Annotated in this window: 22 protein-coding genes; 12 read left to right on the forward strand and 10 right to left on the reverse strand. The window is 64.3% G+C overall.

Features of this window, described 5'->3' with window-relative positions:
- Positions 1-3 precede the first annotated feature (3 nt).
- Positions 4-990, reverse strand: a complete 987-nt coding sequence (gene meaB / locus BMI88_RS03535; protein WP_078539792.1) for a methylmalonyl Co-A mutase-associated GTPase MeaB — start codon at positions 988-990, stop codon at positions 4-6.
- 130 nt (positions 991-1,120) lie between these two features.
- Here meaB and BMI88_RS03540 point away from each other — a divergent pair, with 130 nt between their 5' ends.
- The 4 genes from BMI88_RS03540 to BMI88_RS03555 all read left to right on the forward strand — a co-directional run bounded on the left by BMI88_RS03540 (position 1,121) and on the right by BMI88_RS03555 (position 5,849).
- Positions 1,121-1,873, forward strand: a complete 753-nt coding sequence (locus tag BMI88_RS03540) for a DUF3108 domain-containing protein (protein ID WP_078546106.1) — start codon at positions 1,121-1,123, stop codon at positions 1,871-1,873.
- 7 nt (positions 1,874-1,880) lie between these two features.
- Positions 1,881-4,331 carry an ATP-dependent helicase HrpB gene (hrpB, locus tag BMI88_RS03545; protein ID WP_246831813.1) on the forward strand — a complete coding sequence of 817 codons (2,451 nt, stop codon included), beginning with the start codon at positions 1,881-1,883 and terminating at the stop codon, positions 4,329-4,331.
- A gap of 73 nt (positions 4,332-4,404) precedes the next feature.
- A complete protein-coding gene (locus BMI88_RS03550; RefSeq protein ID WP_078546109.1) occupies positions 4,405-4,908 on the forward strand; it encodes an acyl-CoA thioesterase in 504 nt (167 codons plus the stop codon).
- A gap of 68 nt (positions 4,909-4,976) precedes the next feature.
- Entirely contained in the window at positions 4,977-5,849 is an 873-nt protein-coding gene (locus BMI88_RS03555; RefSeq protein ID WP_078546110.1) for an intradiol ring-cleavage dioxygenase, read from the forward strand.
- 69 nt (positions 5,850-5,918) lie between these two features.
- Here the strand turns inward: BMI88_RS03555 and lpdA are convergent, their stop codons facing one another.
- The 6 genes from lpdA to sucC all read right to left on the reverse strand — a co-directional run bounded on the left by lpdA (position 5,919) and on the right by sucC (position 14,986).
- Positions 5,919-7,307, reverse strand: coding sequence for a dihydrolipoyl dehydrogenase (gene lpdA, locus BMI88_RS03560; protein ID WP_078539787.1), 1,389 nt, complete (start codon positions 7,305-7,307; stop codon positions 5,919-5,921).
- A 48-nt stretch (positions 7,308-7,355) separates the two neighbouring features.
- Entirely contained in the window at positions 7,356-7,748 is a 393-nt protein-coding gene (locus BMI88_RS03565; protein WP_078546112.1) for an MAPEG family protein, read from the reverse strand.
- Between the two features lie 110 nt (positions 7,749-7,858).
- Positions 7,859-9,385 carry a 2-oxoglutarate dehydrogenase complex dihydrolipoyllysine-residue succinyltransferase gene (gene odhB / locus BMI88_RS03570; protein ID WP_078546114.1) on the reverse strand — a complete coding sequence of 509 codons (1,527 nt, stop codon included), beginning with the start codon at positions 9,383-9,385 and terminating at the stop codon, positions 7,859-7,861.
- A 4-nt stretch (positions 9,386-9,389) separates the two neighbouring features.
- Positions 9,390-12,347 carry a 2-oxoglutarate dehydrogenase E1 component gene (locus tag BMI88_RS03575; protein WP_078546115.1) on the reverse strand — a complete coding sequence of 986 codons (2,958 nt, stop codon included), beginning with the start codon at positions 12,345-12,347 and terminating at the stop codon, positions 9,390-9,392.
- A gap of 552 nt (positions 12,348-12,899) precedes the next feature.
- Entirely contained in the window at positions 12,900-13,787 is an 888-nt protein-coding gene (gene sucD / locus BMI88_RS03580; protein WP_075776193.1) for a succinate--CoA ligase subunit alpha, read from the reverse strand.
- 5 nt (positions 13,788-13,792) lie between these two features.
- Complete coding sequence (gene sucC / locus BMI88_RS03585) at positions 13,793-14,986, reverse strand: ADP-forming succinate--CoA ligase subunit beta (protein WP_078519722.1); 1,194 nt, start codon at positions 14,984-14,986, stop codon at positions 13,793-13,795.
- Between the two features lie 235 nt (positions 14,987-15,221).
- On the opposite strand from sucC, the gene BMI88_RS03590 reads away from it, so the two are divergent.
- Positions 15,222-16,286 (forward strand): glycosyltransferase family 2 protein, encoded by a 1,065-nt coding sequence (locus BMI88_RS03590; RefSeq protein WP_078546117.1) that lies wholly within the window; start codon positions 15,222-15,224, stop codon positions 16,284-16,286.
- On the opposite strand, the gene BMI88_RS03595 is transcribed toward BMI88_RS03590, so the two are convergent.
- Both BMI88_RS03595 and mdh read right to left on the reverse strand, forming a co-directional pair.
- The gene (locus BMI88_RS03595) at positions 16,273-17,532 is read right to left on the reverse strand and encodes a hypothetical protein (RefSeq protein WP_078546119.1); all 1,260 of its coding nucleotides are present in this window, start codon (positions 17,530-17,532) and stop codon (positions 16,273-16,275) included. The genes BMI88_RS03590 and BMI88_RS03595 overlap by 14 nt on opposite strands.
- Before the next feature lie 69 nt (positions 17,533-17,601).
- Positions 17,602-18,564: a malate dehydrogenase gene (gene mdh, locus BMI88_RS03600; protein WP_078539780.1), complete on the reverse strand. Its 963-nt coding sequence runs from the start codon at positions 18,562-18,564 to the stop codon at positions 17,602-17,604.
- A 225-nt stretch (positions 18,565-18,789) separates the two neighbouring features.
- Here mdh and BMI88_RS03605 point away from each other — a divergent pair, with 225 nt between their 5' ends.
- The gene (locus BMI88_RS03605; protein WP_078546121.1) at positions 18,790-19,533 is read left to right on the forward strand and encodes a sulfite exporter TauE/SafE family protein; all 744 of its coding nucleotides are present in this window, start codon (positions 18,790-18,792) and stop codon (positions 19,531-19,533) included.
- 9 nt (positions 19,534-19,542) lie between these two features.
- On the opposite strand, the gene BMI88_RS03610 is transcribed toward BMI88_RS03605, so the two are convergent.
- Positions 19,543-19,875, reverse strand: a complete 333-nt coding sequence (locus BMI88_RS03610; protein WP_216644087.1) for a hypothetical protein — start codon at positions 19,873-19,875, stop codon at positions 19,543-19,545.
- Positions 19,876-20,039: 164 nt separating this feature from the next.
- On the opposite strand from BMI88_RS03610, the gene BMI88_RS03615 reads away from it, so the two are divergent.
- The 6 genes from BMI88_RS03615 to BMI88_RS03640 all read left to right on the forward strand — a co-directional run bounded on the left by BMI88_RS03615 (position 20,040) and on the right by BMI88_RS03640 (position 23,764).
- Positions 20,040-20,912 carry a CoA ester lyase gene (locus BMI88_RS03615; RefSeq protein WP_078546133.1) on the forward strand — a complete coding sequence of 291 codons (873 nt, stop codon included), beginning with the start codon at positions 20,040-20,042 and terminating at the stop codon, positions 20,910-20,912.
- 12 nt (positions 20,913-20,924) lie between these two features.
- On the forward strand, positions 20,925-21,476 hold the full coding sequence (locus BMI88_RS03620; RefSeq protein ID WP_078546135.1) for an NnrU family protein: 552 nt from the start codon (positions 20,925-20,927) through the stop codon (positions 21,474-21,476).
- A gap of 1 nt (position 21,477) precedes the next feature.
- Positions 21,478-21,681 (forward strand): DUF1737 domain-containing protein, encoded by a 204-nt coding sequence (locus tag BMI88_RS03625; RefSeq protein WP_078546137.1) that lies wholly within the window; start codon positions 21,478-21,480, stop codon positions 21,679-21,681.
- On the forward strand, positions 21,681-22,715 hold the full coding sequence (locus BMI88_RS03630; protein ID WP_078546139.1) for a MaoC family dehydratase: 1,035 nt from the start codon (positions 21,681-21,683) through the stop codon (positions 22,713-22,715). The genes BMI88_RS03625 and BMI88_RS03630 overlap by 1 nt, the downstream gene beginning before the upstream one ends.
- A gap of 255 nt (positions 22,716-22,970) precedes the next feature.
- On the forward strand, positions 22,971-23,360 hold the full coding sequence (gene sdhC / locus BMI88_RS03635) for a succinate dehydrogenase, cytochrome b556 subunit (protein ID WP_078546141.1): 390 nt from the start codon (positions 22,971-22,973) through the stop codon (positions 23,358-23,360).
- Positions 23,361-23,371: 11 nt separating this feature from the next.
- Entirely contained in the window at positions 23,372-23,764 is a 393-nt protein-coding gene (locus tag BMI88_RS03640) for a succinate dehydrogenase, hydrophobic membrane anchor protein (protein WP_078539774.1), read from the forward strand.
- Positions 23,765-23,768 lie beyond the last annotated feature (4 nt).

Raw genomic sequence — 23,768 nt, forward strand, 5'->3', positions numbered from 1 at the left:
CGCTCAGCCGCCCAACTGCTCCAGCATCTCCGCTGCGGCCGCCGAGGCCGCGCTTTCGCCGCTGGCCACGGCATCGCCAAGCTCGCGCATCTTTGCACGGATCTCCGGGTCCTGACGCAACCGCGCAAGCAGCCCCTCGCGGACCTCGGCTTCGAACCAATGCCGCGCCTGCTCGGCCCGGCGCTGATCGAAATGCCCGTTCGCGCGCCGCCACTCGGCCAGCGCGGTCATCTCGTCCCAAGCCTTCTCCAGCCCGTTCTCTTCCATCGCCGAGACAGGCAGCGCCTTGGGGAAACCCTCGGGGTCCTGCGGCCGCTTGCGCAACAGGCGCAGCGCACCGGCGTAATCCGAGACCGTCCGCATGGCGGCCGGTTTCAGATCGCCATCGGCCTTGTTCACCAAGATCAGGTCGGCCATCTCCATGATGCCGCGCTTGACGCCCTGCAGCTCGTCGCCGCCAGCCGGGGCCATCAGCAGCACGAACAGATCCACCATCTCGGCCACCAGCGTCTCGGACTGACCGACGCCCACGGTCTCGATCAACACCACGTCGAAGCCCGCCGCCTCGCACAGAGACACCGCCTCGCGGGTACGCCGCGCGACGCCGCCGAGATGCGCTTGGCTAGGCGAGGGACGGATGAAAGCGTTCGGATCGCGCGACAGCCGCTCCATCCGGGTCTTGTCGCCCAAGATCGAGCCGCCCGAGCGGGCCGAGGAGGGATCGACCGCGAGCACGGCGACCTTCAGCCCCTTCGCGGTCAGCATCATCCCGAAGGCTTCGATGAAGGTGGATTTGCCCACGCCCGGCGTGCCCGAAAGCCCGATGCGCAGCGCCTGACGCCCTTCGCCCGCCAGCGTATCGAGCAGTTCGACCGCCTGCGCGCGATGCTCGGCCCGGCCCGATTCCACCAACGTGATCGCGCGGGCCAAGGCGCGGCGATCGGAGGCCAGAATGCGCGGAGCGAGGTCGGCGGGGCTTTGTTTGGTCATCGGCAGGCTTTCGCTGATTTTGGGTATTCGTGTCAAAAATGACATCAGACGTGAAGACTTAACGGTTACTTGCCTGCACCCTGCGACCTATGTCCAGAGCCAATGGGAAATTCCTGACACGAGGATGCCAATGACATCTCTTTCGAACCGTTTGCCCCGCGCCTTGACCGCTGCGCTGACAGCGGCGCTGGTGATCGCGCCCCTTGGCGCAGCGCCCGCACGCGCCGAGCAAAGCGACAAGATCGTCTTCGACGTGGTGCTCAAAGGCATCCGCGCGGGCGAGCTGGCGATCAACGGCAAGATAACCGACGGGGCATATGGCGCGAACGGTGTGCTGCAGACGGCAGGCCTCGTGGGGCTGCTGCGCAAGATCAAGTTTTCGGCCAGCGTCTCGGGGCTTCACGACGGCCAGAAATTCACCCCAATGAAATATTCCGAGGTGGATGACGCGCCGGGGCGCAAATCCAAGCACCAGATCATCTACAATAACGGCACGCCCGTTTCCGTCAGCCAGCAGCCGCCGCGCAAGCCCAAGCCCCGCGATGTCGATCCCGCGAAACAGGGCGGCACGGTCGATCCGCTGACCGCGCTCTATGCCGTGCTGCGCGATGTGCCGCGCGACGAGGCCTGCAAGCTCGACGTGAAGATGTATGACGGCGCGCGGCGCTCTCAGGTGCGCCTGTTCGATCCGAAACCCGATGGCAAAGATCTCGTCTGTTCGGGGGAATATCGCCGCCTCGAAGGGTTCTCGGAAAAGGACATGAAGGAAAAGAGCCGCTTCGCCTTCACCCTCTATTACGAGCCGAGCCCGAAGGGTGGGTTGCAGGTCGACAAGATCGAGACCGACACGCTCTATGGAAAAGGCCGCCTCACTCGGCAATAAGGGGCGGGTGAACACAGACCGCTTTTCTCTTCCGATCGACCTGGTGCTGCCCGATCTGCGGGCGGCGCTGTCAGCGCATGGCCGCGCGGTGCTGATGGCGCCGCCGGGCGCGGGCAAGACGACCCGCGTGCCGCTGGCGTTGCTGGATCAGATCGAGGGCCGCATCGTGATGCTGGAGCCGCGCCGTCTGGCCGCGCGCGCCGCCGCCGAGCGCATGGCGGACTCTTTGGGCGAAAAGGTCGGCGAGACCGTCGGCTACCGCATCCGCGGCGAGGCGAAGGTCTCGAAAGCCACCCGGATCGAGGTCGTGACCGAGGGCATCCTGACCCGCGTGCTGCAATCCGACCCGGAGCTGACCGGCATCGGCTGCGTGATCTTCGACGAATTCCACGAACGCTCGCTCAATGCCGATTTGGGGCTGGCGCTGGCATGGGAAGTGCGCGGCGCGCTGCGCCCCGATCTGGCGCTGGTCGTGATGTCGGCCACGCTCGATGCCGAGCCGGTGGCGGCTCTCTTGGACGATGCGCCCATCGTGGTGTCCGAGGGCCGGGCCTATCCGGTGGAGACGCGGTGGCTGGACCGTCCGGTCGACAGTTCGATGCGGTTTGAGGCCGCGATGGCCGGGTTGATCACCGAGGCCGCAGAGGCCACCGACGGCAGCCTTCTGGCCTTCCTGCCGGGTGAAGGCGAGATTCGCCGCGTCGAAGGGCTGCTGAAGGGCCGCTTGCCCGCCGACATCGCGATCCGTCCGCTGTTCGGCGCGATGGAGTTCGCCGCCCAACGCGCCGCCATCGCACCCGCACCCTCGGGGCGGAAACTGGTGCTGGCCACCGCCATAGCGGAAACCTCTCTTACCATCGAAGACATCCGCGTCGTCATCGATGGCGGCCGGGCCCGCCGCGCGCGCTTCGACCCGCGCTCGGGCATGGCGCGGCTGGTGACCGAACCCGTCTCCCGCGCCGAGGCCGAGCAGCGCCGGGGCCGCGCAGGCCGCGTGGCGGAAGGCATCTGCTACCGGCTCTGGACCAAGGGCGCGGAAGGCGCGTTGCCCGCCTTCGCCCCGCCCGAGATCGAGGTGGCGGACCTCACCGGCCTCGCGCTGGAACTCGCGGTCTGGGGAACGGAGGGCGGCGATCTGGCCTTCCTGACCCCGCCGCCCGCGCCCGCGATGGCGGAGGCGCGCGCTTTGCTGGAGGAACTCGGCGCGCTGAAGTCGGGGCTGATTACCGAACACGGGCGCAAGCTCGCGAAACTGCCACTGCATCCGCGCCTTGGCCACATGCTGCTGACCGCTGGCCCTGAGGCAGCTCCCCTTGCCGCCCTTCTGGCCGAGCGCGACCCGCTGCGTGGCGCGCCCGCCGATCTGTCTCTGCGCCTCAGTGCGATCCGCGACCCCAAGCGCTTCGAGTCGCACCACCCCTACACGCCCCATCGCGGCACGATCGAGCGTATCCGCTCCGAGGCGAAGCGGCTGGCTCGCCTCGCCCCCGAGGCGCCCGAGACCTATTCGCCCGCCGAGCAACTTGCGCTCGCCTATCCAGACCGTGTGGGGCTGCGCCGCAAGGGCGATGCGCCGCGCTACGTCCTGTCTGGCGGCAAGGGCGCGGTGGTGGCCGAGGGCGATCCGCTGGGCGCACAACGCCTGATCGTGGTGAGCGATCTCGATGGCGATCCGCGCGAGGCGAAAGTGCGCCAAGGCATCGCGATCTCCGAGGCCGAGGTCCGCCGCCTCTTTGCCGATCAGATCGCGTGGCACGATGTCTGCGACTGGTCCAGGCGCGAGGGCCGGGTCATCGCGCGCAAGCACGAACGGTTCGGGGCGCTGGTGCTGGATGATCGCGTCTGGAAGGACGCTCCGCGCGAGGCATTGGCGCGCGGCGCACTGGCCGGGCTGCGCCAAATCGGGCTGCCGATGACGCCCGCCGCGCGCCGCCTTCAGGCGCGGGTGGAGCTGTTGCGCGGGCAGGGGGCCGATCTGCCGGATTTCTCGGATGAGGGGCTGTTGGAGAGGGCCGAGGACTGGCTGCTGCCCTATCTCGGCAAGGCCCGGACCGAGGCCGATCTGCGCAAGCTGGACCTCACCGATCCGCTGCGCGCCGCGCTCGACTGGGAGCAGATGCAGCTCGTGGATCGTTTGGCTCCTGCGCATTTCGAGACCCCTCTGGGCCGTCGTGTGCCCATCGATTACGCGGGCGAGGCGCCGGGGATCGAGATCCGCCTGCAGGAGATGTTCGGCGTCACCGCCCATCCCACGGTCGGCCCGAAACGCCTGCCGCTGCGGATCACGCTGCTGTCGCCCGGTCACAAACCTATTCAGGTGACGATGGACCTGCCGGGTTTCTGGGAGGGCTCTTACGCCGATGTGCGAAAGGATATGCGCGGGCGCTACCCCAAGCATCCGTGGCCGGAAGATCCGCGCGAGGCCGATCCGACCCTGCGGGCCAAGCCGCGCAAGTAAGCTATGCGCACCGCGCGGATTGACCCCAAGGGAGGCTTTCGCGCATATGGCCCGGGGGCAACGAGGGAAAAACATGACCGAAACGCTGAGCTTCGAGGACCGCAAGCGCCTCGTGATGACCGTGCTGATGACGCCCGATCAGGCGAATTTCTCCGGCAAGGTGCATGGCGGCGCGCTGCTGAACTGGCTCGACCGGGTCGCGTTCTCGCTCGCCTCGCGCTACTCGCAGCGCTACGCGGTAACGCTGTCGGTCGATCAGGTGACGTTCCAGCAGCCGATCAACGTGGGCGAGCTGGTGACGTTTCGGGCCAGCGTGAACCACACGGGCCGCACCTCGATGGAGATCGGCATCCGCGTCGAGGCCGAGAACATCACCGCCGGTACGCGGCGCCACACCAATAGCTGCTATTTCACCATGGTCGCGGTGGACGAGGACGGAAAACCCGCCGCGGTGCCGAAGCTGGAGCCGGAGACGGCAGAGGAACGCCACCGCTGGCGCGCCGCCGAACTGCGCCGCGAACTGCGTCGGGAATTCGCCGCCAAGATGGACGCGGCGGCGGATCACGGCGAGGGGTAGGCCTCACGCAACGGTGAAAGACGGAAACGGGTGGTCCGATGCGTTGAACCTGCGAAAGGAATTCACGCATGAGACAAACCTCCCCCAATCTTTCCCGACGAAACCTTCTGCGCGCGCTCGCGGCCTCTCCGGTCGCTGCTGGTGCTGCGACGTTTCCGCTGGCCGCGCGCGCCGAAGCCAGTTCTGCCGCAACGGCCGCCGGGTTGATTACGCCCAATGTCTGTCTGGTGATGCCGGAAGTCACCGAAGGCCCCTATTATATCGACCCAAATCTGGTGCGCGCCGACATTACCGAGGACCGGACGGGCATTCCGCTGGTATTGCAGATGCAGGTCGTCAATGCCGATTGCACCCCGATCGAAGGCGCGCGCGTCGATGTTTGGCATTGCGACGCCGAGGGCAATTATTCAGGCTATGCGAACCAAGGCTCCGAGGCCACGCTCGACACCACCGGCCAAACCTTCCTGCGCGGCACGCAGATGACGGAAGCGGGCGGGCTTGTGCAATTCCAGACGATCTATCCGGGCTGGTATCGCGGGCGCACGACTCACATCCATTACAAGGTTTTCCTCGACGAGGTGACCGTGCTGACCTCGCAAATCTTTTTCCCCGATGCGCTGAGCCAGTATCTCTATGACAATATCGCGCCCTATACGCGCGAAAGCACCCGCGACACGATCAACGCAAGTGACGGGATCGCGCATCAGGCAGGCGATGGCGCCTATGCAGCGCTGCGCGAGCAGAGCGAGGGGTATGTGGCGCAGCTCGTGGTGGGCGTGAACCCGGATGCGGTGAGCGAGGCAGGCAATGGTGGTCCGGGCGGCGCAGGCGGCCCGAACGGAGCCCCTCCCGGCCCGCCGCCGGGCGATGCGGGTGGCATGGGCCCCTCCGGGTCTGGCGATTGGACGCCGGACGATCTGGTGCCCGAGAAGGACAGCTGAGCCTTTCGACGGCCAAAAAAAGGGCGCCCCGCGGGGCGCCCTTTCGCATTTCTCACGACCCTTGGCCTATCAGGCGTGGATCGCGCCGTCGCCGCAGGCGAGCGCGGCTTCGCGCACGGCTTCGGAGAAGGTCGGGTGGGCGTGGCAGGTCAGCGCCACGTCCTGCGCCGAGGCGCCGAACTCCATCGCCACGCAGATCTCGTGGATCAGGTCGCCCGCGCCGGGGCCGATGATGTGGCAGCCGAGGATGCGGTCGGTTTCCTTATCCGCGATCAGCTTCACGAAGCCGTCCGACTGGAACACCGCCTTGGCGCGGCCATTGCCCATGAAGGAGAACTTGCCGACCTTGTAGGCGCGGCCGTCCTGCTTGAGCGCCTCTTCGGTCTGGCCCACCGAGGCGACTTCCGGCGTGGTGTAGATCACGCTCGGGATCACTTCGTAGTTCACGTGACCATGCTTGCCCGCGATGACTTCGGCGACCGCCATGCCCTCGTCCTCGGCCTTGTGGGCGAGCATCGGGCCGGTGACCGCGTCGCCGATCGCGTAGATGCCCTTCGCGGAGGTCTGCCAATGCGCGTCGGTCTTTACCTGACCGCGCGGCAGCATTTCGACGCCCACGCCCTCGAGGCCCAGACCGTCGGTATAGGGCTTGCGGCCGGTCGCGACGAGAACGGTCTCGGCTTCGATCGAGGCGTTGCTCTCATCTTTGCGCAGCTGGTAGTTCACCGTGGCCTTGCCGTTCTTCACGTCGACGCCCTGCACGGCGGCGCCCATGACGAATTTCAGGCCCTGCTTGGACAGGATCTTCTGGAAGTTCTTGGAAACCTCGCCGTCCATGCCGGGGGTGATCGCGTCGAGATATTCCACGACGGTCACATCCGCGCCGAGACGGGCATAGACCGAGCCCATTTCCAGACCGATGACGCCTGCACCGATGACGACCATCGACTTCGGGATCTTGTTGAGCGACAGCGCGCCGGTCGAGGTCACGACGGTCTTCTCGTCGATCTCGATGCCCGGCAGCGAAGAGGGTTCGGAGCCGGTCGCGATCACGATGCTCTTGGCGTTATGGACGTCCTCGCCCACCTTCACCTTGCCGGCTTCCGGGATCGAACCCCAGCCCTTGAGCCAGTCGATCTTGTTCTTCTTGAACAGGAACTCGATGCCCTTGGTGTTGCCGTCGATGACTTCCTGCTTGTAGGTCAGCATCTGCTTCCAATCGACCGAAGGCGATTTGCCCTTCAGGCCCATCTTGGCGAAGTTATGCTCGGCTTCGTGCAGCTGATGCGTGGCATGCAGCAGCGCCTTGGAGGGGATGCAGCCCACGTTGAGGCAGGTGCCGCCGAGGCTGTCGCGGCCTTCGACACAGGCGGTTTTCAGGCCCAGCTGGGCGCAGCGGATGGCGCAGACATAGCCGCCCGGGCCGCCGCCGATCACGATCACATCATAGTCAGCCATTGTTCTTGCTCCTTGGATTGGGGCGCGAGGGGGCCTCGCGCCGGGAGGTCAGATCAGCGCGGCAATCGCCAGCGCCAGAATTGCGAAGAAGGAAAAGCCCCAGATGAGCGAGCGCCACGGCACCCAGCCCAGCACATAGGACGGAATGTAGAGAACCCGCGCGATCAGAAAGATCCAGGCGAAGGCCACAGTGGCGGCGCTCGACTGCCCGGTCAGGCCGATAACGAGCGCGACAGGGGCGAAGAGGATCAGCCCTTCGAAGGAGTTGTTCATCGCGCGCTGAATCCGACCGAGCAGGGTCGAGATCGGCGGCGGCGTCCTGTCGCGCGGAGAGACGGGGTATTTCGTGCCGAGCTCGGTATTCGCTTTGACCGAATAGGCGACCATCAGCCCCAGATGGAGCAGGATCGCGAGGATGAGCACGGTGAGTTCGGGGGTCATGGGTCGCTCCCGGTGGAGAGGGCGGACCGGAGGGCTGTCTGCCCCCCGGACCCCCCGAGGATATTTGGATCAAGAGGAAGGGGCAGGGGGCTGCCGCCTTCGTCCCGGTCTTACAGGTCCATCAGCAGGCGGCGCGGATCTTCCAGCGCTTCCTTGACGCGCACGAGGAAGGTCACGGCGCCTTTGCCGTCGACGATGCGGTGGTCGTAGCTGAGTGCGAGATACATCATCGGCTTGATGACGATCTGGCCGTTCTCGACCATCGGACGTTCCTGGATCTTGTGCATGCCGAGGATACCCGATTGCGGCGGGTTGAGGATCGGCGAGGACATCAGCGAGCCGTAGACGCCGCCGTTCGAGATGGTGAACGAACCGCCCTGCATCTCGGCCATCGAGAGTTTGCCGTCACGGGCGCGGGTGCCCATCTCGGCGATCGTCTTCTCGATCGAAGCGAAGCTCATCTGGTCGGCATCACGCACGACCGGCACGACGAGCCCGTTCGGAGTGCCCACGGCCACGCCCATGTGGACGTAGTTCTTGTAGACGACCTCGTTGCCGTCGATCTCGGCGTTGACTTCCGGGACCTCTTTGAGCGCGTGGCAGCAGGCCTTCACGAAGAAGGACATGAAGCCGAGCTTCACGCCGTGCTTCTTGTTGAACAGGTCCTTGTACTCGTTGCGCAGGTTCATCACGCCCGACATGTCCACCTCGTTATAGGTGGTCAGCATCGCGGCGGTGTTCTGCGAATCCTTGAGGCGCTTGGCGATGGTCGCCCGCAGGCGGGTCATCTTCACGCGCTCTTCGCGCGACGCGTCATCGGCATTGACCGGGCCACGCGGCGCCTGCGAGGGCGTCGAGGCGACGTTGACCGACGCCTGCTTCGGCGCGTTTTCGGCCTTGGCCACGTCTTCCTTCATGATCCGGCCGTCTTTGCCAGACCCCTGAACGGAGGCCGGGTCGATACCCTTCTCGGCCATCAGCTTCTTGGCCGAGGGCGCGTCTTCGACGTCCTTGCCGCCCTTGCTGCCGCTCTCGGCGGGGGCTTCGGATTTGGCCTCTTCCTTCGCGGAGGCGCCACCGGATTCGCCTTCGGCGATCACGGCAAGCTTGGCCGAGGCATCGACGGTCGTGCCTTCTTCGGCGACGATCTCCTTGAGAACGCCAGCCGCGGGAGACGGCACTTCGACGGAGACCTTGTCGGTTTCCAGCTCGCAGAGCATCTCGTCGGCAGCGACCTTGTCGCCAACCTTCTTGAACCACGTCGACACAGTTGCCTCGGTGACCGATTCACCAAGGCTGGGCACCATCACGTCGGTCATTTTTCCCTCATTCGATTGGGGCTGTTGGGCGGGTTTTTCCGCCGGTTTGTCTTCTTTCTTCTTCGGCGCGGGGCTGGCGCCGGCCTCTTCGATCGTCGCGAGCAGCGCATCGACGCCGACGGTCTCGCCTTCGGCAGCCACGATCTCGCCAAGCGTGCCGGCCGCGGGGCTCGGCACTTCGACGGTCACCTTGTCGGTTTCGAGCTCGCAGAGCATCTCATCTGCGGCCACCGTGTCGCCGGGCTTCTTGAACCAGGTGGCGACGGTAGCTTCCGTGACGCTCTCTCCGAGCGTGGGAACGCGGACTTCAGTGGACATCTATTCAACCCTCCAGTGCATCGTTGACGAGCGCGTCTTGCTCGGCCTTGTGGCGGCTTGCCAAACCCGTCGCGGGCGAGGCGGAAGCTGCACGGCCTGCATAGCGCGCACGGGCATGTTTCGCGTCGATCTTGGCGAGGACCCATTCGATATAGGGCTCGACGAAGAACCAAGCGCCCTGGTTCTTCGGCTCCTCTTGGCACCAGACGATCTCGGCATTCTTGAAGCGGGTCAGCTCTTTGGTGACGGCCTGCGCGGGGAACGGGTAGAACTGTTCCAGACGCAGCAGGTAGACATCGTCCAGCCCGCGTTCGTCGCGCTGTGCGAGCAGGTCGTAATAGACCTTGCCCGAGCACATCACGACGCGCTTGATCTTGTCGTCGGACTTCAGCTCCATATCCGAATTGCCGCGCTGGGCATCATCCCACAGCACGCGGTGGAAGCTGGACCCGGTGGTGAAGTCTTCCGTGGTCGAGACCGCCTTGGGGTGACGCAGAAGCGATTTCGGCGTCATCAGGATCAGCGGCTTGCGGAAGTCGCGGTGGATCTGGCGGCGCAGGATGTGGAAGTAGTTCGCCGGCGTCGTGCAGTTCGCAACGATCCAGTTATCTTCCGCCGACAGCTGCAGGAAACGCTCCAGACGGGCCGAGCTGTGTTCGGGGCCCTGACCTTCGAAACCGTGCGGCAGCAGGCAGACGAGGCCCGACATGCGCAGCCATTTCCGCTCGCCCGAGTTGATGAACTGGTCGAACATGATCTGCGCGCCGTTGGCGAAATCGCCGAACTGCGCTTCCCAGAGCGTCAGCGCCTTCGGTTCCGCCAGCGAGTAGCCGTATTCGAACCCGAGCACCGCATATTCGCTGAGCATCGAGTCGATCACCTCGTAGCGGGCCTGACCCTCACGGATGTTGTTCAGCGGGTAGTAGCGGTCTTCGTTGTCCTGATTGACCAGCGCCGAGTGGCGCTGTGAGAAGGTGCCGCGGGTGGCATCCTGACCCGACAGACGGACCGGATAGCCTTCGGTCAGGAGCGAGCCGAAGGCCAATGCCTCGGCGGTCGCCCAGTCGAAACCCTTGCCGGTCTCGAGCATCTGCTTCTTGTTGTCGAGCAGACGTCCGACCGTCTTGTGCAGCGCGAATTTCTCAGGCGCGGTCACGAGCGCCTTGCCGACCTCTTCGAAGGTCTCGGGCGCGATCGCGGTGGTGCCGCGTTCGTATTCGCTCTTTTCCTGCTCCATGCCGGACCAGCGACCGTCGAGCCAGTCCGCCTTGTTCGGCTTGAAGACCTTGCCGGCTTCGAACTCCTCGTTGAGATGCGACTGGAACGAGGCTTTCATATCCTCGATCTCGCCCTCGGGGATCAGGCCGTCCGCCACGAGACGCTCGGTGTAGAGCTGCAGCGTGGTCTTGTGGGTCTTGATCGACTTGTACATCACCGGGTTGGTGAACATCGGCTCGTCGCCTTCGTTGTGACCGAAGCGGCGGTAGCAGAAGATGTCGATGACCACGTCCTTGTGGAACTTCTGGCGGAACTCGGTCGCGACGCGGGCTGCGTGCACGACGGCCTCCGGATCGTCGCCGTTCACGTGGAAGATCGGAGCTTCCACCATCAGCGCGAGATCGGTCGGGTAGGGCGAGGTGCGCGAGAAGTGCGGCGCGGTCGTGAAACCGATCTGGTTGTTCACGACGAGGTGGATCGTGCCGCCCGTGCGGTGGCCGCGAATGCCCGAGAGCTGGAAGCACTCGGCCACGACGCCCTGACCGGCGAAGGCCGCGTCACCGTGCAGCAGCACCGAGACGACCTTGGAACGGTCCGAACGGTCGGCCAGCTGGTCCTGCTTGGCGCGGACCTTGCCGAGCGCGACCGGGTTCACCGCCTCGAGGTGCGAGGGGTTCGCGGTCAGCGACAGGTGGACCTTGTTGCCATCGAACTCACGGTCGGCGGAAGCGCCGAGGTGGTATTTCACGTCGCCGGAGCCGTCCACGTCCTCGGGCTTGAACGAGCCGCCCTGGAATTCGTGGAAGATCGCGCGATAGGGCTTTTGCAGCACGTTGGCGAGGACCGAGAGACGACCGCGGTGGGGCATGCCGACCACGACCTCTTGCAGGCCGAGCTGACCGCCCCGCTTGATGATCTGCTCCATCGCTGGGATCAGCGCTTCGCCGCCATCGAGGCCGAACCGCTTGGTGCCCATGTATTTGACGTGCAGGAACTTCTCGAACCCTTCCGCCTCTACGAGCTTGTTGAGGATCGCGCGGCGGCCGGTCTTGGTGAAGGTGATCTCCTTGCCGTAGCCTTCGATGCGCTCTTTCAGCCAGGCCGATTGCTCGGGATCGGAGATGTGCATGTATTGCAGCGCGAAGGTGCCGCAATAGGTGCGCTTCACGATATCCATGATCTGGCGCATCGAGGCGATCTCGAGGCCGAGCACGTTGTCGATGAAGATTGGGCGATCCATGTCGGCATCGGTGAAGCCGTAGCTCTTCGGATCGAGCTCCGGATGTTGACCGGTTTCGCGCATGTTCAGCGGGTCGAGATCGGCGGCGAGGTGGCCGCGGATACGGTAGGCGCGGATGATCATCAGCGCGCGGATCGAGTCCAGCACGGCACGCTTAACGGCGGCTTCGTCGACCGGAACGCCAGCCTCGGCGGCCTTCTTCTTGATCTTGTCGCCAGCAGCCTTGCCCTCGGCGGGGGCGGCGGGCCATTCGCCGGTCAGCGCGGCGGTCAGGTCGTCGGCAACCACCGGCGGCCAGTCGCGACGCTCCCAGCTTGCGCCTTCGGCGGATTTCTTCACGTCCTGATCGGGATCACCGAGCGAGGCGAAGAAGGCAGCCCAGGCCGTATCGACCGAAGACGGGTCTTCGGCGAACTTGGCATAGAGCTGCTCGACATATTCGGCATTCGCGCCTTGCAGGAACTGCGAGGCATTGAACTGGTCGTTGGGGGATTGGTCGGTCATTTTCCTCACCTTCGGTCGGTGAAACAGGGATCTGTGGAACTCGAACGTCTATCAGCGGCCCATTGAACGGTTGGTTAAACGCTGGGCGCGTCTGGTGGCGGGGTCGCGCGGCGCGCGAACGCCCTCGCGACGGATACAGGGGTGGAACGGGACATGATGTAGGGTCCTTTCCTTCGCGCGCGGGGCCGGCACGGATACGTCGATACCGGCACCTGCAGTCCCGGGCATATTGCCTTCTGGGTCAATGATGTAGGTGCTGATGTCAGGACTTCCATGCAGGGCAGGGATGCGCGTGGTCTGAACTGCGATCGGTGAGCGGACGATCGCGACCGGAGCGAGGCCGCCAGGGGCGGGCTTTCCGGTGCGGTTGGCGACGCGCTCCGCCGCAAAAAAAGACCGGCCCCCGTCGCTGCTTTCAAGCAGGGCGCATGCGACCGTCCCCGAAACGGGGAGGGAGGCGCGCCGTGCGGTCCGCAGCGACATGGGTCCGGTCCTTTCCTTGGTCAGGATGCAGGGCCGCGTGCGCCGCGACCCCGCCTGTCTCAATGGGGCTTATTCGCCCTTGATTGCTTTCATCACCGCTTCGCCCAGCGTGGCGGGGCTGTCTGCGACGACGATACCAGCCGATTTCATGGCTTCGATCTTCGATTCCGCATCGCCCTTGCCGCCCGCGACGATCGCGCCGGCGTGGCCCATGCGGCGGCCGGGAGGGGCCGTGCGGCCAGCGATGAAGCCGGCGGTCGGCTTCCAGCGGCCTTTTTTCTTCTGCTCGGCGAGGAATTCCGCGGCTTCTTCTTCCGCCGAACCACCGATCTCACCGATCATGATGATCGATTCCGTTTCCGGATCGTCGAGGAACATGTCGAGCACGTCGATATGCTCGGTGCCCTTGATCGGGTCACCGCCGATGCCGACGGCCGAGGACTGGCCCAGACCCATGTCGGTGGTCTGCTTGACCGCCTCATAGGTCAGCGTGCCCGAGCGCGACACGACGCCGACCGAACCACGCTTGTGGATGTGGCCGGGCATGATGCCGATCTTGCAGGCGTCGGGCGTGATGACACCGGGGCAGTTCGGGCCGATCAGACGCGACTTGGAGTCGATCAGCGCGCGCTTGACCTTCATCATGTCGAGGACCGGGATCCCTTCGGTGATGCAGACGATCAGCTCCATTTCCGCGTCGATCGCTTCGAGGATCGAGTCAGCCGCGAAGGGCGGCGGAACGTAGATCACCGAGGCGTTCGCTTCGGTCTTGGCTTTTGCCTCGTGGACCGAGTTGAAGACCGGCAGGCCGAGATGCTCTTGGCCGCCTTTGCCGGGGGTCACGCCGCCGACCATCTTGGTGCCGTACGCGATTGCCTGCTCGGAGTGGAAGGTGCCCTGCGAGCCGGTGAAGCCCTGGCAGATGACCTTGGTGTTTTCGTTGACGAGAACTGCCATGATTCTTAGCCTTTCACCGCTTTGACGATTTTTTCTGCGCCATCCGACAGGTTGTCGGCGGCGATGACGTTCAGGCCGGAATTCGCGATGATTTCCTTGCCTTTTTCGACGTTGGTGCCCTCGAGGCGGACAACCAGCGGCACTTCGAGGCCGACTTCCTTCACCGCAGCGATCACGCCTTCGGCGATGATGTCGCAGCGCATGATGCCGCCGAAGATGTTCACGAGGATCCCTTTGACGTTCTTGTCCGAGGTGATGATCTTGAACGCTTCGGTCACTTTCTCTTTCGTGGCGCCACCGCCAACGTCGAGGAAGTTCGCAGGCTCGGCGCCGTAGAGCTTGATGATGTCCATCGTGGCCATTGCGAGGCCAGCGCCGTTCACCATGCAGCCGATCTCACCGTCGAGCGCGATGTAGTTGAGGTCGTATTTCGACGCTTCGAGCTCTTTGCTGTCTTCCTCGGTTTCGTCGCGCAGGGCGGCGATGTCCGAGTGACGGTAAACGGCGTTGCCGTCGAAGCCGAGCTTGGCGTCGAGAACCTTCAGGTTGCCGTCGGTCATGACGATCAGCGGGTTGATCTCGAGCATCTCCATGTCCTTCTCGACGAAGGCTTGGTAGAGCTTGCCGAGAAGGCCGACCATCTGCTTCACCTGCGGGCCTTCGAGGCCGAGCGAGAAGGCGACGCGGCGGCCGTGGAACGGCTGATAGCCGGTGGCCGGGTCGATCGAGAAGCTGAGGATTTTCTCGGGCGTGTTCGCCGCGACTTCCTCGATGTCCATGCCGCCTTCGGTGGAGGAGACGATCGAGACGCGCGAGGTCACGCGGTCGACGAGCAGAGCGAGATACAGCTCGCGCTCGATGTCGGAACCGTCTTCGATGTAGATGCGGTTGACCTGCTTGCCCGCCGGGCCGGTCTGGTGCGTCACGAGCGTCTTGCCGAGCATCTGCTTGGCGAGCGTTTCAGCCTCTTCGACCGATTTGGCGAGGCGGACACCGCCCTTTTCGCCGGCTTCGGCTTCCTTGAAGTGGCCCTTGCCGCGACCACCTGCGTGGATCTGCGCCTTGACGACCCAGAGCGGACCATCGAGTTCGCTGGCTGCGGTCTTCGCTTCTTCGGCCTTGAGGACGACACGGCCGTCCGAGACCGGTGCGCCATAGCTCTTGAGAAGCTGTTTGGCCTGATATTCGTGGATATTCATCCTTGGATACCCCATGCTGGTGCGATTTGAGGGGGTTCTAGGCTGTTAAGCGGGGCGGACAAACCGAAATCGCGACATTCTGCCCCACTCGCCCGGAAAAAGCGACATACGTGATCACAGCGCGGAAAGGTGTGATCACAAATTGGAAAATGCTGCGCTGTGGCATGGGAGGACTGGCACGACTCGGTTAATTGAACCTATCTGCGCTGAGGGCATCGGCAGGGATCGAATTTAGATGACGCAAGGGCAAGATATGCCGCGCTGGGGCGTGGTGGCGACGGTGGACGAGCCCGCGGCGCTGGTGGCCGCCTATGTCGCGCATCATCTGAGCATCGGCGCGAGCGAGGTCCACGTCTTCTTTGACCGCCCGAACCCCGAAGCCGAGGCGCTGCTCGACCCGGTCGATGGAGCGTTCATTCACCATTCCGGCGATGACGACTGGGCGCGAAGCTGGCGCAAGAAACGCCCCGCGCGCCATCAGGGCCGCCAGAAATACAATGCGACCCGCGCGCTGAACGAGACCAACCTGGATTGGATGATCCATTGCGACGCGGACGAGTTCGTGAGCCTCGCGCGCCCGCTCGAATGGGAGCTGGCGAAGACGGGGGAGCAGAAAGCGTGGCTGCGCTTGGAGGTCGACGAACGCTGCTATCTCGACCGCACTCTGGGCCCGGATATTTTCAGCGGTGTCTTTAGGCGACGCTGGGACGGATTTCAGGAGGACGGGCTGATGTTCTACGGCCTCCGGTCGCGCTTTCTGAAGAAGGGTCTCGCGGGCCATGTCGCCGGGAAACCCATCGTGCGGGCTAGGCGCGGCTATGCGATCGGGGTGCACTTCCCGCTGAAAGACTGGGACAGCAAGGAAAACGATCTTCCCTATCGGCCCAGCTATAACGGGCGGCTGATGCATTTCGACGGGCTGACGCCGTTGCATTTCCTCCTCAAGATGCTGCGCCGCGCCACGACCAAGGTGCAGGGGCAGCCAGTGCCCTATGTCGGGTCCCGCAAGGCGCAATTCGCTGCGGCCGCCGAGCGCGCCGCCGATCCAGCCGAGCTGATGAGCCTCTGGTGGGAGGTGCAGGGGATGCGCGATTACGAGGCCGATGAGCTGGAAACCCACGAGCTGCTGATCCGACCCGAAGTGAAGATCGCGACTGAGACCCGTGCGCTCTTCGGCGACGAGGTCGATCTTTCGCCAGCCGCCTTCGATCGCGCGCTGCTTCTCCATGAGGCCGAGCTGATCGCGCGGCTGCGCGAGGAATTCGGCTTCGACCCGGAGCCGCTCGTCAGTTCAGCGTGAACATCATCATGCCGGTGCGTCCGCCAACCAACCGCGAAAAGCGCGTCCAGTTCTCGGGCGTCAGCATCGGCGTGTCGGTGAAATAGGGATCGAGGGCCCAACCCTGAACCACTCCGGTCAGCGGCAGCGGAGTGGGATTTTCCAGCCACGCGCCCAGATCGACCCCGACCGGCACACGCCAGAAGGGGAAGGACTTCTCGCTCGTCAGCAGCGCCTCGCCATCGCTCAGCACGCCCCGCCATGTTTCTCCCAGACCGTCGGGAAATTCCACGCTAAGCGCCTGATCCTGCGCGTCGCTCGGAATCCATTCCGCCTGATTGTCGGTCTCGGCCTCAGCCAGATCCCAGAACTGCCGGTTATCCGCAATCATCGCCAGCCAATGATCCCGCGCGGCACGGGTGCGCGTCGGATCGGGCTTCTGGTGGAGCATATCGAGCACCGCCGCCGCCGGGTCGATGAAGCTGAACATCATCAGACCGTCCAGCGACGTGGCTTGCCCGGTCCCCATCGCCTTGTCGCGCGCGTCCACGAGTTTCGCATAGGTGGCCATCACGCGGGCGATGGCCGGTTCAGGGTCGAAGGCCAAGATTAGCTCGCCCACGCCCGAGACCAGATGCGTATAGGCCGAAAGCCAGGCCGCATCCGCATTGTCGAAGCGCACGATCCGCGAAGCACCGGCTTCGGCCTCCGGTGCGCGGGGCATGAAGGCGCCGCGCAACAGCGTCACCGCGTCCTCGCCGTCGTCACGCGTGCCATTGCCGTTCAGGTCAAACCAGAGATCGTTCAGGTCGATCGCAAGACCGAACTCCGGTCCATCGGCCAGCCCGTCGAGCGCGGTCTTGGCGCGATCCATGCCGGCGATCAGCGCCTCGCTTTCGCGCGGGACCGCGTCGGCGGTGAAGGTTTCGCGCGGCGCGTCGCGCCTGCCGGGAAGGTTGCCCACGAAGGGCATCAGCACACGAGCGCCGCCTGCTTCCAGCTGCCAGCGCATCGTCGCCTCGAGGCTCGCGAGGAATTCCAGCCCGCCGAGCGCGAAACGGTCCTTCGGGTCAAGCGCGTCCTGCGATTGCAGATCGGCGAGCACCGGCGCGATCCCCTCTGCCCCGATCCGCGCCGAGATTGGATCGGCGGCAGGTGCCTCGCTTCGCGCGATCTTGGCGGTCACCGGCCCGTCTTGCGCATGCGTGGTGATCGGTGAAAGGGCGAGAAGAACGGCAAGGCACGGGGCGAGACGGGCGGAACACATGGCACTCTCCAAAACAAAGGGCGCGCCAGTAAAGGCGCGCCCCAAGATTGGATCAGTCCTGGCTTTCGATCAAGCGAGCGTGCTGTCGATGCCCTTGCAGGCGGCCACGAGGCCTTTGACTGCGTCGACCGACTTGTCGAACATCGCCTGCTCGTCCTTGTTGAGCTTGATGTCGATGACCTTCTCGATGCCTTTGGCGCCGATCACGGTCGGCACGCCGACATAGAGACCGTCGAGGCCGAGCGCACCTTTGACGTAAGCCGCGCAGGGCAGAACGCGCTTCTGGTCTTTCAGGTAGGCTTCCGCCATCTCGATCGCCGAGGTGGCCGGAGCGTAGAAGGCCGAACCGGTCTTCAGCAGGCCCACGATCTCTGCGCCACCGTCACGGGTGCGCTGGATGATCGCGTCGAGCTTTTCCTGCGTGGTCCAGCCCATCTGCACGAGGTCGGGCAGCGGGATGCCGCCAACGGTCGAGTAGCGTGCGAGCGGCACCATCGTGTCGCCGTGACCGCCGAGCACGAAGGCGTTCACGTCACGCATCGAGACGCCGAATTCCAGCGACAGGAAGTGACGGAAACGAGCCGAGTCCAGAACGCCCGCCATGCCGACGACTTTCTCTGCGGGCAGGCCGGAGAATTGCTGCAGCGCCCAGACCATCGCATCGAGCGGGTTGGTGATGCAGATGACGAACGCGTCCGGCGCGTGCGCTGCGATGCCTTCGCCGACCGATTTCATGACCTTGAGGTTGATGCCCAGCAGATCGTCGCGGCTCATGCCCGGCTTGCGCGGAACGCCAGCCGTCACGATGCAGACATCCGCGCCCGCGATACCGGCGTAATCGTTGGTCCCCTTGAAGGAGCCGTCGAAGCCCTCGGACGGGCCCGATTCCGCGATGTCGAGCGCTTTGCCCTGCGGCGTACCTTCGGCGATATCGAACAGAACGACGTCACCGAGTTCCTTGATGGCGGCGAGATGGGCGAGCGTGCCGCCGATCTGGCCGGCGCCGATAAGGGCGATCTTGGGTCTGGCCATTTGGTCCTCCGGGTGGATGGATTGGAAAATAGATCGCAGGTGGAGTAGCCCTTTGGCTCGCAAAGGGCAAGGGCGCTGCGCTGCGGCGACGCTGTTTGTATGCACTCGTATGCCGAAACTGGTTCCGCACACTGACGTGCGGTTCCGTTTCGTCACGCGCCGTGTCAGCAAGGGGGCAAGACGGGGCAGAGCGATTCTGTGACCCGCAGGGAAGGGAGCATCCGAATGGAGTTGAGCCTACTCGGTTGGGCGCTGGCGCTGCTCGCCGCGGTGATGGTGGGGCTGTCGAAAGGCGGCATCCCGATGGCGGCCTCGATCTCGGTCCCGGTCCTGACGATCGTGATGGACCCGGTCGCGGCGGCGGGGCTGTTGCTGCCGGTCTATATTGTCGCGGACATGTTCGGTCTCTGGGCCTATCGCAAGCATTTCGACAAGCGGGTGCTCGCGATCATGATCCCGGCCACGACGATCGGGATCGGCATCGGCTGGGCCACAGCCGAGGTCGTGTCAGAACGCTGGGTGACGCTGATGGTGGGGGTGATCGGCGCGCTCTTCGCTCTGAACGCGCTGTTCCGGCATCGGCATGGCGCGCGGCAGGAGGCGAAAGTCGCACCGGGCCTGTTCTGGGGCACCATCGCAGGCTTCACCAGCTTCGTCAGCCATTCGGGCGCGCCGCCCTTTCAGGCCTACACAATCCCGCTGAACCTGCCGAAACAGGTCTTTGCGGGCACGGCGACGGTTCTCTTTACCTATGTGAACCTTGCGAAACTCGGCCCCTTCATCGCGCTGGGCGAGGTGAACTGGGACAGCCTCGGCACCGCGTTGATCCTGGCGGTTCCTGCCTCGGCCTCGGTATTCCTTGGTGTCTGGCTTGTGAAGCGCATGCCCACGGAGATCTTCTTCAAGGTCGTGATCTGGGCGCTTCTGCTGATCTCGCTGAAGCTGATCCAGCAAGCGATCACCGGGTGAGGGCGGCGCCTAGAGCGCCGCGTCCTTTTCCTTGAGCGTCCCGTCGAGCTCCTCGAACGCCTCGCCCGAGGCGATCAGACAACTCACGCCATCCGCCGGTGTGACTATGATCGTCCAATTGCCCGCCTCGGCTGCGAAAATCTCCAGCACGGAGTTATTCGCGGAGAGCGCCACCATGCGGCGGCTCTCGTGATATTTCGCTTCGAGATTGGCCACGATCTCATCTCGCTTGCCGCAGGCGCGCGACGGATCAGACGGGTCCCGCGTCTCTCCGTAAGAAGCCTGTGCGAAGCCGATCGCTGCGGCCAGGCCGAGCGTTAGCACGTAAGTTTTGTTCAGCATTTTGATCCCTCTGAGGTCATCATCAAAGAGTGACGGCCCAGCTGTCAAGAAAGCTTTACGTCGGGGCGCAGGAACGCTGGATGCTGTGTTTATTCTGCGTTGCGGCAAATCGGGTCTTGCCGATTCTGTCTCATTCGTGCGATTTGGCGAAAGAAAATTGCGAGATGGAGAATCAAATGGCCTGCCCGACCCGTTCCGTGCTCTACATTCCCGGCTCGAAAGAGCGTGCGCTGGAGAAGGCCACCGGGCTTGCCTGCGACGCGATCATCTTCGATCTTGAGGACGCCGTGGCGATCGAGGAGAAGGCCAACGCGCGCGCGCTGCTCGCGAAGACGCTGACCGAGGTCGATTACGGTCCGCGCATGAAGATCGTGCGGATCAACGGGCTCGACACCGAATGGGGGCGCGAGGATGTGCTGGCCTTCGCCGACGCGATCCGCAACGGCGCCAAGGTCGATGCGATCCTGATCCCTAAGGTTTCCACCCCCGCCGATCTCGTCGAGGTGGCGGACCTGATTCAGGGCGTGCCGCTCTGGGCGATGATGGAGACCGCGCTGGGGATGCTCAACGCGGGCGATATCGCGGCCTATCCGCGGCTCGAAGGCATGGTGATGGGCACAAACGATCTCGCGAAGGAGCTCGGGAGCCGTTTCCGCGCCGACCGTCTGCCGATGCTTCCGGGGCTGGGCCTGTGCCTGCTGGCCGCGAAAGCGCATGGCAAGATCATCGTCGACGGCGTCTATAATGCCTTCAAGGATGACGAGGGGCTCAAAGCCGAATGCGAGCAGGGCCGCGACATGGGCTTTGATGGCAAGACGCTGATCCACCCGGCGCAACTCGAGGTCTGCAATGCGGCGTTCGCGCCCTCCGAGGCCGAGATCGACCTCGCCCGACGTCAGATCGCTGCCTTCGAGGAAGCCGAGAAAGCGGGGCAGGGTGTCGCGGTCGTGGATGGAAAGATCGTCGAAAATCTGCATATCGTCACGGCGCGGCAAGTCCTCGCCAAGGCGGAGGCGATTGCCGCGCTTGGCAGCTAAGAGGCAATCGCAATGGCACTACTCATCCTCGGCGTCCTGATCTGGTCGCTCGCACATCTGGCAAAACGGATCTTTCCGGGCTTCCGGCGCGCGCTCAAAGGGGCCGAGCGTCCGATGGTCGCCGCGCTTCTCCTGATCAGCCTCGTTCTGATGTTCGTCGGCTGGCGCGCCGCCGATCCGGTCTTCTACCTCTGGACGCCGAACGCGGCGCTCAAGGGGATCAACAACCTGCTGATGATCTTCGCGGTCTATCTGTTCGCGGTCTCGGGCATGAAGCTCTGGCTCAGCGGCAAGATCCGTCACCCGCAGCTGACCGGCGTGAAGACCTGGGCCTTCGCGCACCTTCTGGTCAATCCGACCCTGCCGGGGATCATCCTGTTCGGCGGTCTGCTCGCCTGGGCGGTGGTCGAAGTCATCCTGATCAACAAGAAGTCGAAGCCCGCCAAGGTCACGCCCGAGGTGAAGATGGGCAAGGAGATCGGCGGCATCGTCGGCACGCTGGTCCTCTATGGCCTGATCGCCTCGATCCACATCTGGTTCGGCCACAACCCGTTCGGAGCCTGATATGCAGATCTACCGCCTTCTGACCGAGGAAGACACCTCGGCCTTCTGTCACAAGGTCAGCCTCGCGCTGTCCAAGGGCTGGGTGCTCTATGGCGATCCGCAATATGCCTACGATCAGGCGAATGGCGTGATGCGCTGTGCCCAGGCCGTGACCAAAGAGATCGAGGGTGAGTATCACCCCGACATGAAGCTGGGAGAGCAATGATGGGCAAGACCAATCCGGGCCGTTTCTTCGAGGATTACAAGCTGGGCGACGTGATCCGTCACGCCGTCCCGCGCACCGTCGCGGAAGGGGAGCGCGCGCTCTATCACGCGCTCTACCCGGCGCGCCATGCGCTCTATTCATCGGACGAATTCGCCGCGGCTTGCGGATTGGATGGCTCGCCCCTCGACGATCTGATCGCGTTCCACGTCGTGTTCGGCAAGACGGTCCCGGATGTCTCGCTGAACGCGGTCGCCAATCTTGGCTATGCGGAAGGGCGCTGGCTGAAGCCGGTCTATCCCGGCGACACGCTGCGCTCGGAATCCGAGGTGATCGGGGTCAAGCAGAACTCCAACGGCAAGTCCGGCGTGGTCTATGTCCGCACCCGCGGGCTGAACCAGGTGGGCGAGACCGTGCTGGAATATGTCCGCTGGGTGATGGTGCGCAAAGGCGATCTGGATGCGCCTGCGCCCGAGACCGTGCTGCCCGATCTGGCATCGGTCGTGGCGCCTGCGGATCTGGTGATCCCGGAGGGGCTGAGCTTCAACGATTATGATTTCGATCTGGCGGGCGAGCCGCATCGCTGGGGCGATTACGAGATCGGCGAAAAGATCGACCATGTGGACGGCGTGACCATCGAGGAAGCCGAGCACATGATCGCCACGCGCCTGTGGCAGAACACCGCCAAGGTGCATTTCGACGCGACATTCCGCGAGGACGGCCAGCGTCTGATCTATGGCGGTCATGTGATCTCGATGGCCCGCGCGCTGTCCTTCAACGGGCTGGCGAACGCGCAGATGATCGTGGCGCTCAATGGCGGGGCGCATGCCAATCCCTGCTTCTCGGGCGATACGGTGAAGGCATGGTCGGAAGTTCTCGACAAGGCCGAGACCGGCGCGCCCGGTGTGGGTGCGATCCGTCTGCGTCTGGTCGCCGTGAAGCAGGGCGCGCCCGAGTTCGCCTATAAGGGAGAAGACGGCAAATACCTGCCCGAGGTCCTGCTCGATCTCGACTACTGGGCACTGATGCCGATCTGATCCCGGCTCGAGAGACTCACTCGCGGGGGCAGGGCGCCCGCGAGCGTTAACATGTGATCACGCACAGAATTTATGTGATCACAAAGCGAATTTTTCGCCGCTCTTTATGCGTAAATGACAGGTTTTCAAGCTTGCCCCCCGTGACTTGGGAGAAATTTACGCTACTAAAAGAGCCAATTCCGGCCAGCTCCGCGCCAGCGCGTGCCTCCGATAGAGGCCGACGAGAGCGCCGAGCCCAGCGAAAAGGGACCGATCATGGCTGAAGCGAAACAGGTTGAGCGTCCGCTTTCCCCGCACCTTCAAATTTACCGCCCGCAGATGACGTCTTTCTCGTCGATCATGACGCGGATCACCGGCAACGGGATCATCGTCGGCGTGCTGCTGCTCGTCTGGTGGCTTCTCGCCGCTGCGACCAGCCCCGAGTACTTCAACTTCGTGAACGCGATCGCGACCTCGTGGTTCGGCGATCTCGTCTTCACTCTGTCGCTGCTGGGCGTCTGGTATCACTACCTCGCCGGCATCCGGCACCTCATCTTCGATGCGGGTAAATACATGGACATCAAATCCGCCGAGATGCTCGGCTGGATCTGCACCATCGGTTCGGTCGTGCTGACCGTGCTGACCCTCATCATCATCCAATTCTGACGGAGGCCCTCATGCGTTACCTCACCGACCGCAAGCGCGCCGTGGGCAAGGGCGCCTCGGGCACCGGCCCCGAGCATCACTGGTGGATGTCGGCCTCGGCCGTGGCTCTCGCCTTCATGATCCCGACCTGGCTCTACATCGTCGGCACCACGCTCGGCGCCGATCAGCAGACCGTGATCACGACCTTCTCGCAGCCCTTCCCGGCCATCCTGACCGCGCTGGTCGTGATCGTCGGCATGCGCCACTTCGCGAAGGGCACCGAGATCTGGATCGAGGACTACATCCACGGCACCGCCGCAAAGGCGACCAAGATCGCGATGCATTCGCTGGCTTACGTGATCATGGCGACCGCACTCTATGCACTCGGCAAGATGGTCTTCATCGGCCTTCTGCTGGGCAACTGAACGG

Source organism: Thioclava sp. F36-6, assembly GCF_002020305.1.
Classification (GTDB): domain Bacteria; phylum Pseudomonadota; class Alphaproteobacteria; order Rhodobacterales; family Rhodobacteraceae; genus Thioclava; species Thioclava sediminum.

Bases quoted from the DNA above. Each gene is read 5' to 3' on its own strand.
- meaB (WP_078539792.1), bottom strand. From the start codon at position 990: ATGACCAAACAAAGCCCCGCCGACCTCGCTCCGCGCATTCTGGCCTCC.
- BMI88_RS03540 (WP_078546106.1), top strand. From the start codon at position 1,121: ATGACATCTCTTTCGAACCGTTTGCCCCGCGCCTTGACCGCTGCGCTG.
- BMI88_RS03550 (WP_078546109.1), top strand. From the start codon at position 4,405: ATGACCGAAACGCTGAGCTTCGAGGACCGCAAGCGCCTCGTGATGACC.
- BMI88_RS03555 (WP_078546110.1), top strand. From the start codon at position 4,977: ATGAGACAAACCTCCCCCAATCTTTCCCGACGAAACCTTCTGCGCGCG.
- lpdA (WP_078539787.1), bottom strand. From the start codon at position 7,307: ATGGCTGACTATGATGTGATCGTGATCGGCGGCGGCCCGGGCGGCTAT.
- BMI88_RS03565 (WP_078546112.1), bottom strand. From the start codon at position 7,748: ATGACCCCCGAACTCACCGTGCTCATCCTCGCGATCCTGCTCCATCTG.
- odhB (WP_078546114.1), bottom strand. From the start codon at position 9,385: ATGTCCACTGAAGTCCGCGTTCCCACGCTCGGAGAGAGCGTCACGGAA.
- BMI88_RS03575 (WP_078546115.1), bottom strand. From the start codon at position 12,347: ATGACCGACCAATCCCCCAACGACCAGTTCAATGCCTCGCAGTTCCTG.
- sucD (WP_075776193.1), bottom strand. From the start codon at position 13,787: ATGGCAGTTCTCGTCAACGAAAACACCAAGGTCATCTGCCAGGGCTTC.
- sucC (WP_078519722.1), bottom strand. From the start codon at position 14,986: ATGAATATCCACGAATATCAGGCCAAACAGCTTCTCAAGAGCTATGGC.
- BMI88_RS03590 (WP_078546117.1), top strand. From the start codon at position 15,222: ATGACGCAAGGGCAAGATATGCCGCGCTGGGGCGTGGTGGCGACGGTG.
- BMI88_RS03595 (WP_078546119.1), bottom strand. From the start codon at position 17,532: ATGTGTTCCGCCCGTCTCGCCCCGTGCCTTGCCGTTCTTCTCGCCCTT.
- mdh (WP_078539780.1), bottom strand. From the start codon at position 18,564: ATGGCCAGACCCAAGATCGCCCTTATCGGCGCCGGCCAGATCGGCGGC.
- BMI88_RS03605 (WP_078546121.1), top strand. From the start codon at position 18,790: ATGGAGTTGAGCCTACTCGGTTGGGCGCTGGCGCTGCTCGCCGCGGTG.
- BMI88_RS03610 (WP_216644087.1), bottom strand. From the start codon at position 19,875: ATGCTGAACAAAACTTACGTGCTAACGCTCGGCCTGGCCGCAGCGATC.
- BMI88_RS03615 (WP_078546133.1), top strand. From the start codon at position 20,040: ATGGAGAATCAAATGGCCTGCCCGACCCGTTCCGTGCTCTACATTCCC.
- BMI88_RS03620 (WP_078546135.1), top strand. From the start codon at position 20,925: ATGGCACTACTCATCCTCGGCGTCCTGATCTGGTCGCTCGCACATCTG.
- BMI88_RS03625 (WP_078546137.1), top strand. From the start codon at position 21,478: ATGCAGATCTACCGCCTTCTGACCGAGGAAGACACCTCGGCCTTCTGT.
- BMI88_RS03630 (WP_078546139.1), top strand. From the start codon at position 21,681: ATGGGCAAGACCAATCCGGGCCGTTTCTTCGAGGATTACAAGCTGGGC.
- sdhC (WP_078546141.1), top strand. From the start codon at position 22,971: ATGGCTGAAGCGAAACAGGTTGAGCGTCCGCTTTCCCCGCACCTTCAA.
- BMI88_RS03640 (WP_078539774.1), top strand. From the start codon at position 23,372: ATGCGTTACCTCACCGACCGCAAGCGCGCCGTGGGCAAGGGCGCCTCG.